This is a genomic window from Burkholderia sp. LA-2-3-30-S1-D2, assembly GCF_001523915.2.
GTDB lineage: Bacteria > Pseudomonadota > Gammaproteobacteria > Burkholderiales > Burkholderiaceae > Burkholderia > Burkholderia diffusa.
The window spans coordinates 1,610,388-1,623,507 of sequence record NZ_CP013383.1; the positions used below are offsets into that span (position 1 = coordinate 1,610,388).

Annotated in this window: 10 protein-coding genes and 1 pseudogene; 7 read left to right on the plus strand and 4 right to left on the minus strand. The window is 67.2% G+C overall.

Annotated features, from left to right (window positions below):
- Positions 1 to 233: 233 nt before the first annotated feature.
- The gene (locus tag WS66_RS07410; protein ID WP_108064618.1) at positions 234 to 1,325 is read right to left on the minus strand and encodes an IS630 family transposase; all 1,092 of its coding nucleotides are present in this window, start codon (positions 1,323 to 1,325) and stop codon (positions 234 to 236) included.
- A 143-nt stretch (positions 1,326 to 1,468) separates the two neighbouring features.
- On the opposite strand from WS66_RS07410, the gene WS66_RS07415 reads away from it, so the two are divergent.
- The 4 genes from WS66_RS07415 (at position 1,469) to WS66_RS07430 (ending at position 8,806) form a co-directional block, all read left to right on the plus strand.
- Entirely contained in the window at positions 1,469 to 2,032 is a 564-nt protein-coding gene (locus WS66_RS07415) for a DUF6708 domain-containing protein (RefSeq protein ID WP_059598891.1), read from the plus strand.
- A gap of 209 nt (positions 2,033 to 2,241) precedes the next feature.
- Positions 2,242 to 2,457 carry a PAAR domain-containing protein gene (locus WS66_RS07420; protein WP_218928980.1) on the plus strand — a complete coding sequence of 72 codons (216 nt, stop codon included), beginning with the start codon at positions 2,242 to 2,244 and terminating at the stop codon, positions 2,455 to 2,457.
- A 443-nt stretch (positions 2,458 to 2,900) separates the two neighbouring features.
- Positions 2,901 to 7,400: a DEAD/DEAH box helicase gene (locus WS66_RS07425; RefSeq protein WP_059598890.1), complete on the plus strand. Its 4,500-nt coding sequence runs from the start codon at positions 2,901 to 2,903 to the stop codon at positions 7,398 to 7,400.
- Between the two features lie 131 nt (positions 7,401 to 7,531).
- Positions 7,532 to 8,806, plus strand: a complete 1,275-nt coding sequence (locus tag WS66_RS07430; protein WP_059598889.1) for an APC family permease — start codon at positions 7,532 to 7,534, stop codon at positions 8,804 to 8,806.
- Positions 8,807 to 8,890: 84 nt separating this feature from the next.
- Here the strand turns inward: WS66_RS07430 and WS66_RS07435 are convergent, their stop codons facing one another.
- From WS66_RS07435 to pcaQ, 3 genes are all read right to left on the minus strand, one after another.
- Complete coding sequence (locus tag WS66_RS07435) at positions 8,891 to 9,187, minus strand: XRE family transcriptional regulator (protein WP_059598888.1); 297 nt, start codon at positions 9,185 to 9,187, stop codon at positions 8,891 to 8,893.
- Between the two features lie 70 nt (positions 9,188 to 9,257).
- Positions 9,258 to 9,617, minus strand: coding sequence for a type II toxin-antitoxin system RelE/ParE family toxin (locus tag WS66_RS07440; protein ID WP_059598893.1), 360 nt, complete (start codon positions 9,615 to 9,617; stop codon positions 9,258 to 9,260).
- 134 nt (positions 9,618 to 9,751) lie between these two features.
- Entirely contained in the window at positions 9,752 to 10,738 is a 987-nt protein-coding gene (gene pcaQ / locus WS66_RS07445; protein ID WP_059598887.1) for a pca operon transcription factor PcaQ, read from the minus strand.
- A 126-nt stretch (positions 10,739 to 10,864) separates the two neighbouring features.
- On the opposite strand from pcaQ, the pseudogene WS66_RS34870 reads away from it, so the two are divergent.
- From WS66_RS34870 to pcaG, 3 genes and pseudogenes are all read left to right on the plus strand, one after another.
- Positions 10,865 to 11,164 (plus strand): annotated as a pseudogene (locus tag WS66_RS34870) (YiiX/YebB-like N1pC/P60 family cysteine hydrolase); the annotation flags it as partial.
- A gap of 291 nt (positions 11,165 to 11,455) precedes the next feature.
- Positions 11,456 to 12,163, plus strand: coding sequence for a protocatechuate 3,4-dioxygenase subunit beta (gene pcaH / locus WS66_RS07460; protein ID WP_059525082.1), 708 nt, complete (start codon positions 11,456 to 11,458; stop codon positions 12,161 to 12,163).
- A 3-nt stretch (positions 12,164 to 12,166) separates the two neighbouring features.
- On the plus strand, positions 12,167 to 12,760 hold the full coding sequence (gene pcaG, locus WS66_RS07465) for a protocatechuate 3,4-dioxygenase subunit alpha (protein WP_059598886.1): 594 nt from the start codon (positions 12,167 to 12,169) through the stop codon (positions 12,758 to 12,760).
- The last annotated feature ends 360 nt before the right edge of the window (positions 12,761 to 13,120 follow it).

A 13,120-nucleotide genomic window follows, 5' to 3' on the forward strand; every position in this document is an offset into this window, starting at 1 on the left:
AGCGCCACGCCATCCCCAGCACGCCTGACCTGCTACAGCAGGAACTGGGCGTACGACGCGTGAACGACCAATGCGTCGAGTTGGAACTCCAAGGCAACATTTCGCGGAACGTATATGCCAGTGGAATTGGCGTTGTAGCTATAGCGTGCCTCGGGATCTCCGCTTTGGGCCTCTATGTGGTAGACGCTCCGATGACTTGGGGACTTGTTACGTATCCAATTGGTATGTCCATGCTAGTGTCCTGTTCCGCTGATTCGCGAGCAAAGTCGATGCAGCTTTTCGAGGATGGAATCGGCTGAGGCGGTCCAGACGAACGGTTTGCAGTTTTCGTTGTAGTGGGAAACGAATTGATCGATTCGCTTGACCAGTTGTTTGACCGAGCCGAACGAGCCTCTACGGATCGCTTTGTCGGTGATCAGCGCAAAGAAGCGTTCGACCTGGTTGAGCCACGAACTGTAGGTGGGAATGAAATGCATATGCCAGCGGGGGCGTGCCGCCAGCCACGCCTTGACCTTCGGATGCTTGTGACTGCCGTAGTTGTCGACGATGCAGTGCACGTCGAGTTCGGCTGGCACGGCCTTGTCGATTTCGCGCAGAAACGACAGGAATTCCTGATGTCGATGACGCGGCTTGCAGGTAGCGAGCACGGCGCCATTGAGCACATTCAGGGCGGCAAACAGCGTCGTGGTGCCATGACGGACGTAATCGTGAGTGACGCCTTCAACGTAGCCGAAACCCATCGGCAGCATGGGTTGCGTGCGCTCGAGCGCCTGACATTGGCTCTTCTCGTCCACGCACAGCACCAGAGCGTTCTCCGGCGGACTGAGGTACAAGCCGACCACATCGCGCAGTTTCTCGATGAAGAACTGATCGGTCGAGAGCTTGAAGCTTTCACTTCGGTGCGGCTGCAGACCCAGCAGTTTGAAGTAACGGTGCACGCTCGTCGGCGAGATGGCGGTTTCGGCGGCAATCGTGCGCACGCTCCAGTGAGTGGATCCATCTGCCGGCTTCGTGTGCAGGGTCTTGTGAATCAGTTGGGCCAGCCGTTCGTCGTCGATGGTGCGTGGCTTGCCGGGACGTACTTCGTCGTAGAGTCCGTTGATTCGCTGATCCAGAAACCGCAGACGCCACTTGCCCACCGTGGCACGCGTGAGTTGCAGGCGTTGCGCGATCGCGCTATTGGGCTCGCCGTCAGCCGCCGCCAGCACGATGCGCGCCCGCGAGACCAGCGCAGCCGAAATCGAGCGAGAGCGCGCTATCGACATCAGTTGCGAACGCTCGTCTTCGCTCAGCACCAGTTCCGCCTTCGGTCGTCCCATCACCATGCTGACGTCTCCCGTTCCGTTGACGTCAACATGCTACGCGAACATAGACCAGTTAACAACGGAACGGGACACTAGCTGTATTCATCGCCGGCGTTTTATATCTGCTTGCTCGCGGCTCTTCTGGCCGCTTCCGTGGCAGCTTCGTGCGCCTCCACCGCGGCACACGAAAGCTCTATGTCGTCAGTCCCTACGATGAACATTTCACAGCGCTCGACTGGGACGCCCTCCAAGCCTTCGCCGGATACGTCCCGCTCGTCAGTACCGCAGGCTATTCCGACCGCTATCCGCTCTACCTGATCGGCATCGACACGGAACGCACCCCGCCGCAGGAAATCTGCGCGTCCTGCGGTAATTTGGGCTGGCGCGACCAGGGCGCATCTGCCAAACAGCTTTGGGATTATCTGCAACTCTTCATGGACGAAGGCGCGGGTGCGCTGCCCAAGCCGCCGCCGGTGCCGCCGCGCCTGTCACGCAAGCAGACCTTCCTGCGCTGTTACCGCGATTGGGCCGCCAAGTTCCGCACCGACCTGCCCACCGCCAAAGACTGGCTGCGCAAGCCCTGGCTCGTGCTCGGCAAGCTGATCTGGCTCGTCTGCATGGTCTTTCCTGACAGCCTCGCCGAGGTCATCGAATACAACGTGCCTTACGCGCGGTTCCCGCACGAGATCGACGCGCTTTGTGGCTTAGCGGACGACGACGAGACCTAACCCGATGTCGCTACGTGCCCCTGCGTGACCTGTTGAAAGCGCGTCCTGATGCTTGCTCACGTGGAAGATCGGCGAAGTGATGCGGAAAGGATGACATGCAACCACCCGATTACCGAAGCAAGCGTCCGGTACGGGAAACAAAAGAGGAGCCTCGAACTATGGCTAATGGAGCGATTCGCTTGGGAGACCGTCATTCCGGTGGAGGCACCATGATAGAAGCCACCGGCTTTCCGGTGGACGGTGTCCCGCAATGCCTCATGGGCGACAAGGCAGAATGTCCCACGCATAACGGGACATTCCCGCTGGTATCCGGCGGCGATCAATTTGCACTGTGTGATGGGCGCCCGCTGATTTTCGAGCCCGCACAACTGGCCTGTGGCTGCTATGTGATGTCGTCATGCACCGGGCACTACGCCAAGGTGTAGGTCGGGCATCGCGGATGCCTCGCCGCGGCTCAACGGTAACTATCGTCACGAACAGGTCATGCCAACTACCTTCACGCCCCGGTATTTTTTGATCATCAAGGGCAATTTCATCCGATTTTCTGCGGCGGATTCGGCATCCAAATCAATCGTTGGTACGTGAGTAAGACATGGCTAAGACAGGAAAAATAGACAGGACAAAATACTTCCCAAGGGCGAAGCGTGGGGGTCAGCCAAGCTCCGGACATTTGGACGGCTCGACGGCTAGCTCGTTGGTAGTGAGTGAACCGCTTGGCTTTCCGAGCGATGACGATTCAGGCTTCTTGCGTGACGTATGATCAACGTTTGAACCGCCGACACGCCTGCCCGGCACGCACACGCGACGTCTGGCACACTGGCGATTGACGCGCGCCGCCCACGCGCTCGCACCCCAATTCAACGCTCCGATGGACGTCACCGCTACCCGCCCTGCCGCCAGTGCGCTCGACGTGTTCCACCCGGCCGTCGCCGCGTGGTTCCGGCGCACGTTCGCCGCGCCCACCGGCGCGCAGGCGCTCGCGTGGCCGCACATCAAGGCCGGCCGCTCGACGCTGGTCGCCGCGCCCACCGGCTCCGGCAAGACGCTTACCGCATTCCTGTGCGCGCTCGACGAGCTGGTGCGCGATGCGCTCGCGCACGACGGCGCGCTGCCCGACGCGACGCTCGTCGTCTATGTGTCGCCACTGAAGGCGCTGTCGAACGACATTCACGTCAACCTCGATGCGCCGCTCGCCGGCATCGCCGAGTCGCTCGCGCAGCTCGGCCTGCCGGTGCCGGCGATCCGCACCGCCGTGCGCACCGGCGACACCACGCAGGCCGAACGCGCGGCGCTGCGCAAGCGCGCGCCGCACATCCTCGTGACGACGCCGGAATCGCTATACGTGCTGCTGTCGTCCACGTCGGGGCGGCAGATGCTGTCGAACGTGCGTTCGGTGATCGTCGACGAGATTCACGCACTGGCATCGTCCAAGCGCGGCAGCCACCTCGCGCTGTCGCTCGAACGCCTCGACGCATTGACCGGCCGCGCGCTGCCGCGCATCGGGTTGTCGGCCACGCAGAAACCGATCGACGCGGTCGCGCGTTTCCTGGTCGGCGGCCCGGCCGACGCGCCGCGCGACTGCACGATCGTCGACACGGGCCACACGCGCGAGCGCGACCTCGCGCTCGAACTGCCGAACGTGCCGCTCGAACCGGTGATGGCGACTGACGTGTGGGAACAGGTGTACGACCGCATCGCCGCGCTCGCGGCCGCGCATCGCACGACGCTCGTGTTCGTGAACACGCGACGCACCGCGGAGCGAATGGCGCGCCATCTCGCCGACCGTCTCGGCAAGGACGCGATCGCGGCGCATCACGGCAGTCTCGCGAAGGAGCATCGCTTCGAAGCCGAACAGCGGCTCAAGCGCGGCGAATTGAAACTGCTCGTCGCGACCGCGTCGCTCGAACTCGGCATCGACATCGGCGACGTCGATCTCGTGTGCCAGGTCGGTTCACCGCGCGGGATCGCGCCGTTCCTGCAGCGCGTCGGCCGCTCGGGACACCATGTCGGCGGCGTGCCGAAGGGCCGCCTGTTCCCGCTGTCGCGCGACGAGCTGGTCGAATGCGCGGCGCTGCTCGACTGCGTGCAACGCGGCGAGCTCGACGCGTTGCGGATCCCCGAAGCGCCGCTCGACGTGCTCGCGCAGCAGATCGTCGCCGAAGTCGCCTGCGCGGAATGGCAGGAGGACGCGCTGTACGCGAGCTTCACGCGCGCCGCGCCGTATGCACGCTTGTCGCGGGAACGCTTCGACGACGTGATGAAGATGCTCGCGGAAGGCTTCACGAGCCGTCGCGGCGTGCGCGGGGCGTATCTGCATCGCGACGTGGTCGGTGGCACGGTGCGCGGGCGCCGCAACGCGATGATGACCGCGACGACGTCGGGCGGCACGATTCCCGACATGGCCGACTACGCGGTGCTGCTGGAACCCCAGGGCATCCAGGTTGGCACGGTCAACGAGGATTTCGCGATCGAGAGCCTCGCGGGCGACGTGTTCCAGCTCGGCAACCAGTCGTACCGGATCATTCGCGTGGAAACGGGCCGCGTGCGTGTCGAGGATGCGCAAGGCCAGTCGCCGAGCATTCCGTTCTGGCTCGGCGAGGCGCCCGGGCGCAGCGACGAATTGTCGGCGGCGGTCGGCCGGCTGCGCGCGCGGCTCGACGGGCTGCTCGCCGAAGGCGATCGGCCCGCGAAGGCCAGTGGACGCAAGCACACGAGCGGCGACGCGGCCGGCAAGACGGGCACGCGCGGCAACGCCAGGCAAGCGGCACAAGCCCGTGCCGCCGCCGATTCGCCCAACGATGCCGTCGGCACCGCGATCGAACCGGCCGAAAGCCGTCTCGCTCCGGCGCTGCGCTGGCTCGTCGACGATCTCCATCTGTCGCCCGATGCGGCCCGCCAGATTGTCGACTACCTCGCGCGCACGCGCGCGGCGCTCGGCGCACTTCCGACGCAGGACACGCTCGTGATGGAGCGCTTCTTCGACGAATCGGGCGGCACGCAGCTGGTGATCCATTCACCGTTCGGCAGCCGCATCAACCGCGCGTGGGGGCTCGCGCTGCGCAAGCGCTTCTGCCGCAGTTTCAACTTCGAGCTGCAGGCGGCCGCGACCGACGACGCGATCATTCTGTCGCTGTCGCTCGCGCACAGCTTCGCGCTCGACGAAGTGTGGCGCTACCTCCGCTCGGCCAGCGCCGAGCATGTGCTGGTCCAGGCGCTGCTCGACGCACCGATGTTCGGCGTGCGCTGGCGCTGGAACGCGACGACCGCGCTCGCGCTGCCGCGCTTCACCGGCGGCCGGCGCACCGCGCCGCAGCTGCAGCGGATGAAGAGCGAGGACCTGCTCGCGACCGTGTTCCCCGACCAGGTCGCGTGCCTCGAGAACATCGTCGGCGAACGCGAGATCCCGCACCATCCGCTCGTCGACCAGACGCTCGACGATTGCCTGCACGACGCGATGGATACCGACGGCTGGCTCGCGCTGCTGCGCCGGATCGAAAGCGGCGCGATCGAGCTGATCGCGCGCGACCTGCCCGCGCCGTCGCCGCTGGCGGCCGAGATACTGAACGCGAAGCCCTATGCGTTCCTCGACGACGCGCCGCTCGAGGAGCGCCGCACGCAGGCCGTGCAGTCGCGCCGCTGGAGCGATCCCGAATCGGCCGACGATCTCGGCGCGCTCGACGCCGACGCGATCAACGCGGTGCGCGACGAAGCATGGCCGCTCGTGCGCGATGCCGACGAAATGCACGATGCACTGCTCACGCTCGCTTGCGTCGCCGACAGCGAAGCGCGCGCGCACGAAGGCTGGCCCGAGCGGCTCGCGGAACTGGCCGAACGCCGGCGCGCGACGAAACTCGTCACGCCGGACGGCGCAGCGGTGTGGGTGCCGGTCGAACGGCTGGTCTGCATGCGCGCGCTGCACCCCGACGCACGCGTCGCGCCCGCGCTGAAGGTGCCCGCGGCCTGCGCGCAACCATGGGAAGCCGATGCCGCGCTCGTCGATGTGATCCGCGCGCGGCTGACCGGCTTTGGGCCGCTGATGCTCGACGCGATCGCACGGCCACTCGGCCTGCCGTCCGCGCAGGTCGCAACCGCGCTTGCGGCACTGGAGCGCGAAGGCTACGTGATGCGCGGCCGCTTCACACCGGGCGCGACGACCGACGAATGGTGCGAACGCCACCTGCTCGCCCGCATTCATCGCTACACGGTCAAGCGGCTGCGCCGCGAGATCGAACCGGTCGAGCGCGCCGATTTCATGCGCTTCCTGTTCCACTGGCAGCACCTGACGCCCGACACGCGCGGCACGGGCCGCGACGCGCTCGCGGCCGTCGTCACGCAGCTCGAAGGCTACGAAGCTGCGGCGAGCGCATGGGAAGACGCGCTGCTGCCCGCGCGCCTGACCGACTACACGGCAGGCGGCCTCGACGAGCTGTGCCGCTCGGGCAAGCTCGTGTGGACCCGAATCGGCGCCCCGGCCCGCGCGGCCGGCGCCCCCGTGAAAACGACGCCAGTCGTGCTGCTGCCGCGCCGCCACCTCGGTGCATGGCAGGCGCTGCGCGACGCGGATCCGCAACCGGCGCTGTCCACGCGCGCGACGCAGGTACGCGACGCACTCGCCACGCACGGTGCGATGTTCTTCGACGCGCTGCTCGACGAACTGCACATGCTGCCCGTCGAACTCGAACAGGCGCTCGGCGAACTCGTGTCGGCCGGCCTCGTGAATGCGGACAGCTTCGCCGGGCTGCGCGCGCTGTTGAAGCCCGCGGTCAAGCGCAGCGCGACGTATGCGCCGCGCACGCGACGCGGCGGCGCGCTGATCGGCGGGATGGACGACGCCGGCCGCTGGGCGCTCGTGCAACGCGCCTCGGCACCGGACGATGCGCCCGCACCGAAGCGCGGCCCGGCCGCGACCGATCCCGACGCACTCGAACATATCGCCTGGACGCTGCTGCGCCGCTACGGCGTGGTGTTCTGGCGGCTGCTCGAACGCGAGGCCGACTGGCTGCCGAGCTGGCGCGAACTCGTGCGCGTGCTGCAACGTCTCGAAGCGCGCGGCGAGATTCGCGGCGGACGCTTCGTCGCGGGGCTCGCGGGCGAGCAGTTCGCGCTGCCGGAAGCGATCCCGATCCTGCGCGAACTGCGTCGCCAACCGGGCGACGGCCAGTACGTGTGCGTGACGGGCGCCGATCCGCTGAACCTTGCCGGCACGTTGTTGCCCGGCGACAAGGTGCCCGCGCTGGCCGGCAATCGCGTGCTGTTCCGCGATGGCGTGCCGGTCGCGTCGCTCGTATCGGGCACGTTCCACTACGTGCCCGAGCTGCCGCCCGCTGCACGCGAGGATGCGCGGCTGCGGCTCGCTCGCCGCTACTGACATCGGCTGACACGCGGCACGTCGCGGACTACTGAACGCCGCGCCGCATCGCCGCGCCCGTTCGGGTAGCATCGAGCGATTCACCGCGCGGCCGACCGCGCCCAGAACAAGCCTTCCGGAGACTGCCCTTCATGTCCTCGCATGCCGATTCGCCCGCCGCTCATCACGCGGGCTCGCTGACGATTTTCCAGGGTGCCGCGCTGTATATCGGCGCGGTGCTCGGCACCGGTGTGATTGCGTTGCCCGCGCTCGCCGCCGAGGTCGCAGGCCCTGCGTCGCTGCTTGCATGGGCCGCGCTCGTCGTGCTGTCGGGGCCGCTTGCAGCCACCTTCGCCGCACTCGGCGCGCGCTATCCGGACGCGGGCGGCGTATCGACCTACGCGCGACGCGCGTTCGGGCCGAAGGCCGCGGCGATCGTCGGCTGGTGTTTCTATTTCGCGGTGCCGGCCGGTGCGCCGGCCGCCGCGATGTTCGGTGGCGCGTACGTCGCGGCCGTCACGGGCGGCGGGCATACGACGGTCATCGTCACGGCTGCCGCGCTGATCGGGACGGTGTCGGCCGCGAACGCGTTCGGCGTCACGGTGTCGGGCCGCATGCAGCTCGTGCTGTCGGCGCTGCTCGTCGCGCTGCTGCTGGCCGCCGTGCTCGCATCCGCGCCACATGCGCGCACGGCGAACCTGCATCCGTTCGCGCCGCACGGGTGGCTCGCGGTCGGTCAGGCTGCCGCACTGCTCGTGTGGAGCTTCGCGGGCTGGGAAGCGATCACGCACCTCGCGGCCGAATTTCGCCGCCCCGCGCACGACATGCCGCGTTCGGCCGGCATCGCCGTCGTGGTCGTCGGCTTCCTGTATCTGTCGGTCGCGGCCGCGAGCGTGACGGTGCTCGGGCCGTCGGCCGGCGCGTCCGGTGCGCCGCTTGCGGAACTGATCGCGGGCGGCATCGGCGGTCATGCGCAGGTGCTGGCGGCCGCGGCTGCGCTGCTGCTCACGCTCGGCACGATGAATGCGTATTTCGCGGGCGCGGCCAAGCTCGGCGCGGCGCTCGGGCGCGACGGCGCACTGCCGGCGTGGCTCGCACAAGGCAGCCAGGTCGGCGGCGTGCCGCGCCGCAGCCTCGGCGTGATCGCGCTGCTGGCGGCCGTCGCGCTGGCCGCGACGACGCTCTCGAACGTCGGGCCGAAGCCGCTCGTGCTCGTCACGTCCGGATGCTTCGTGATGGTGTACGGGCTCGGCGCGGCCGCCGCGCTGAAACTGCTGCCGCGCGGCGGCATCGCGTATCGCTGCGCGTGGATTTCGCTGGTCGCCGTCGCCGGGCTGTTCCTGACGACCGGATGGTATTTCCTGTGCCCGCTGCTGCTCGCCGGCGGTGCGCTGCTGTATCTGCGGATGGCCGGACAGCGCACGTGATCGCGCGCCGTTGCCCGTGTGCGGACGAGCGTGCGCCCGTCGCCGCGATGCACCGGCCCGCCGCGCGCCGCTTCGCCCGGCGCGTCAGGCCGGCACGAGTTCGAAGCTGAGCCGCTTGCCGAGCGCGGTGGCGGCGCTCGCGAGCGTCGCGAGCGTGAGGCTCGTATCGGTTTCGTCGAGCAGCCGGTTGAGCGCGGCGCGACTGGTCTTCATCCGCGCGGCCATCGCGGTTTTCGTGATGTGCTGCGCCTTCATTTCCTGCCCGATCTGCCACGCGATCACGCGCTTGATCGCGGTGGCGGTGGCCGCTTCGAGGTGGCCGTCATCCTCGAGGAATGTGTCGAAGTCGCTGCCGATATGCGGGTTGTTCGTGGTCGTCATGAGTACTCCAGTGCATGGCGTTGCCGGCCGACCCATCGCCGATCTCATGTGGCGGCGCGGCCGGGGGAATTCAGATGGCGCGCGTCAGCGCTTTCAGCCGCGCGACGGTCACGTCGAGATCGTCGGACGGCGTGGCCTGCGACTGCTTGAAGAACGCATGCAGCAGCACCATCGTGTCGCCGACGATCGTGAACAGCACGCGCGCGCTTCGCCGCGGCAGCATCACGCGGATTTCCCAAAGATCCGCCGACATCTTCCGGACCAGCGGCATGCCCAGCGGCCAGCCGAGTTGAACGGTCTTGATCTCTTCGCCGATCATCCTGCGCTCGATCTGCCCGAGCGCCTCCAGCCATTCGCGCACCGGCTCGTTACCACGCGCGGTGCGGAAGAACCGCACGCCGAGCGTGATCTGAATCTGCTGTCTCGCCATCGTCGTGTCATCGAGCGTATCAAAAACGGTACGATATGCCAAGCATGACGAGGCCCGCTACTGACCGAACGGCTAACGAATGGAGGTGAAACAACGACGGCCGGACACCACCCGCCCACGCCCTGCCCGGTGTCTCAACGCGCGCGACGAGCCGGCTTGCGCGCGCCGCGGGGCGTGCGACGGGTGAGCGCATCGCCGAACCGCGCCTGCGCGATCTCGCGCACGGCGTCGATCAACGTCCGGGCGACGGGCGACGGTTGCGCATCGGTGCGCAGGATGAGCCCGACCGGCTCGTCGGTGCCCGCGGACGGCAGCGCCAGCCGCGCGAGTGCACCGGCCGACAGGTCGTATTCGGCCGCATAGAGCGGCACGAACCACACGGCGTCGTTCTCGAGCGCAAGCGCGCGCGCGACCGACACCGACAGCACCTCGATGAACGAATCCAGCGGCGGCGCGCCGCATGCGCCGAGAAGGTGCTCGGCCGACTGGCGGATCAGCGTGCCGTACGGCGGCAGCACGACCGGGTAGGAAGCGAGTTCGGCAGCCGGCGCGGCGCTCGCCAGCAGCGGATGGCCGGCGCGCACGACCGCGACGAGCGGTTCGTTGTACAGCTGCTCGAACGCAAGCCCGATCATCCGCTCCGGCTCCGACAGGCGCCCGATCGCGCATTCGATCGTCCCGGCCTTCAGGCGCTCGAGCAGCTCGGCATTCGCGGCCGTCGCGATCCGCACCACGATGCGCGGCCAGCGTGCGGTCAGCGCCTTCATCAGCGCGGGTGCGAGCGATGCCGCAACCGTCGGCAGCATGCCGATTTCGAGCGTCGCCGCAGCCGCGCCGCCCTCGCGCGCGAGCAGCCCGACGCCCTGCCGCAGCGCCAGCACGCACGCATTCGCATGCGGGATGAACAGTTGCGCTTCGCGGGTAGGCTGCGCGCCGTGCCGCCCGCGTTCGAACAACTTCACGCCGAGGATCGACTCCAGTTCGGCGATCGTCTTCGACACGGCCGGCTGCGTGATTGACAGGCTTTCGGCCGCTTTCTGCACGCCGCCCAGTTGCGCGACCGCGAGAAAACACTGCAGGTGCCGGAACTTGACGCGGCCGTCGGCGATACGGTTATTCATAACGAGCAGTTATGCGAGTGGCAATGAAATGCCATTTTGCATAACTTTCCGGAAAGACCCAAGCATTCGGCGTGGTGTCACGCACGACGCCGCAGCGCGGGGAATCCGGTCGGCTCCCTGATCCGTTTCGCGATCAGCAGAGCCGTGCCGCGCTTCTGCCCGAGCCGTGCCGACGGCGAACGCATCGCGCTGGGCCGCCGCGTCGTGGCACCGAGCACCGACGCGGAGCGCAACGTGCACGCGCCGGCCGAACGGCGGATCGACGCGCGGCTCGGCAGCCGCGTCGACCTGCTGGCGCAGCGCGGGTTCTGCGCGAACTACGTGAGCGACGTGCTCGGCGCCGACCGCACCGCGACACCGGCCGCGCTGCTGCGCACCGGCACGCTATCGCTCGAATTCGACGGAATCGTCTTCGATCCCGCCCGACGGACACGCCTGACGAACGACGGGCACGCCCGGGGATACCGGATAACAACAACGAAACACAAGAAAGCAGCGACGGGCTGGCTGGAGGGCCGTGCGTGGCGTCGTCATCGACGACGCGAAGCCCGATCGCTTTTTCCGCCCGACAGGCGGCCCGTCCGCCGGATTTTCACTGGCGCCTCAGAACATAACGAATGGTTATGCAATTCGCTAAAAAAGTTCATTTTTCATAACTTTCCGGATTGACTAAAGTCTTGCCATCCACTTCGCGAAATACCTAACAGGAGACGCCCGATGGATTCCCCCACGATCCTCACGCCGCGCGACTGGCCGTCGCATCCCGCGTATGTCCACCCCGAGTACCGTTCGTCGGTGAAGCGCGGCCCGACGCGCCCGATGATCCCGTTGAAGGAAAAGCTGCGCGACCAGTTCGCGCCCGTCTACGGCGCCGAGGATCTCGGCGCGCTCGACCACGACCTGACGAAGAACGCCGTGAAGAACGGCGAGCCGCTCGGTGAGCGCATCGTCGTCACCGGCCGCGTGCTCGACGAAGGCGGCAAGCCCGTGCGCAACACGCTCGTCGAGGTATGGCAGGCGAACGCGGCCGGCCGCTACGTGCACAAGGTCGACCAGCACGACGCGCCGCTCGACCCGAACTTCCTCGGCGCCGGCCGCTGCATGACCGACGCCGAAGGCCGCTACCGCTTCCTGACGATCAAGCCCGGCGCCTATCCGTGGGGCAACCATCCGAATGCGTGGCGTCCGAATCACATCCATTTCTCGCTGTTCGGCGACTACTTCGGCTCGCGCCTCGTCACGCAGATGTACTTCCCCGGGGACCCGCTGCTCGCGTACGACCCGATCTTCCAGGGCACGCCGGAAGCGGCGCGCGACCGCCTGATCTCGCGCTTCTCGATGGACATCACCGAAGAAGGCTATGCGCTCGGCTACGAATTCGACATCGTGCTGCGCGGCCGCGACGCTACCCCGATGGAGCGCTGAACCATGACGACGCTGAAGCAAACCCCTTCGCAAACGGTCGGCCCGTACTTCGCGTACGGCCTGTGCCCGCAGCAATACGATTACGACCTGAAGAGCCTGTTCACGCCGGCGATCGCCACGCCGGAGGCCGAAGGCGAGCACGTGCTCCTGGTCGGACAGGTGTTCGACGGCGACGGCAACGTCGTCAGCGACGCGGTGCTCGAATTCACGCAGGTGGACGCGGCGGGTCGCTATCCCGCGTCGCGTGACGACATCGCGAAGTCCGGTTTCACGGGCTTCGCACGCGTCGGCACGGGCACCGATGTGCAGAACCGCTTCGTCGTACCGACGGTGAAGCCTGGCCGCATCACCGCCGACGAAGCACCGCACGTCAACGTGACCGTGATGATGCGCGGGATCCTGACCCACGCGTTCACCCGCGTGTATTTCGACGACGAAGCTGCCGCGAACGCGGCCGATCCGGTGCTGAACCTGGTGCCGGCCGAACGCCGCGCGACGCTCGTCGCGAAGCGCGACGCGCAACCGGGCCGGCCCGTCGTGTACCGCTTCGACATCCACATGCAGGGGCCGGACGAGACCGTGTTCTTCGACGTGTGACGCGCGAGCCGGCGCCGGCCGGCTGATCGCACCGAACCGCCGCGTGGCGCGATACCAACAGGTATCGCGGCGCGCGGCGGTTTTCGTTTTCGGGCGCCAACATTCGATGCCGCGCCGCAGCACGTCCGGTCATGATCGTCGAACGCTCGCGGTTGCCTGCTTCAGACCCCGAAATCGAACGTGCGATTAAAACGCATGCTGCGACCGCACATGAATCGTTGAGGCCGCGCGATATCGTTTGTGCGTTATGCGGCGTATGCTTCGCTATCCGCAGTCCACTGACGGAATTGAATCGGATCAAGCAATAATTTCACGACTCGATGCGCGAACATGGCCCCACTGGCTGTCGCGCATTTTTTC

Coding starts and splice junctions, on each gene's coding strand:
- pcaG (WP_059598886.1), top strand. CDS start 12,167: ATGACGACGCTGAAGCAAACCCCTTCGCAAACGGTCGGCCCGTACTTC.
- WS66_RS07425 (WP_059598890.1), top strand. CDS start 2,901: ATGGACGTCACCGCTACCCGCCCTGCCGCCAGTGCGCTCGACGTGTTC.
- WS66_RS07440 (WP_059598893.1), bottom strand. CDS start 9,617: ATGGCGAGACAGCAGATTCAGATCACGCTCGGCGTGCGGTTCTTCCGC.
- pcaH (WP_059525082.1), top strand. CDS start 11,456: ATGGATTCCCCCACGATCCTCACGCCGCGCGACTGGCCGTCGCATCCC.
- pcaQ (WP_059598887.1), bottom strand. CDS start 10,738: ATGAATAACCGTATCGCCGACGGCCGCGTCAAGTTCCGGCACCTGCAG.
- WS66_RS07420 (WP_218928980.1), top strand. CDS start 2,242: ATGATAGAAGCCACCGGCTTTCCGGTGGACGGTGTCCCGCAATGCCTC.
- WS66_RS07430 (WP_059598889.1), top strand. CDS start 7,532: ATGTCCTCGCATGCCGATTCGCCCGCCGCTCATCACGCGGGCTCGCTG.
- WS66_RS07410 (WP_108064618.1), bottom strand. CDS start 1,325: ATGGTGATGGGACGACCGAAGGCGGAACTGGTGCTGAGCGAAGACGAG.
- WS66_RS07435 (WP_059598888.1), bottom strand. CDS start 9,187: ATGACGACCACGAACAACCCGCATATCGGCAGCGACTTCGACACATTC.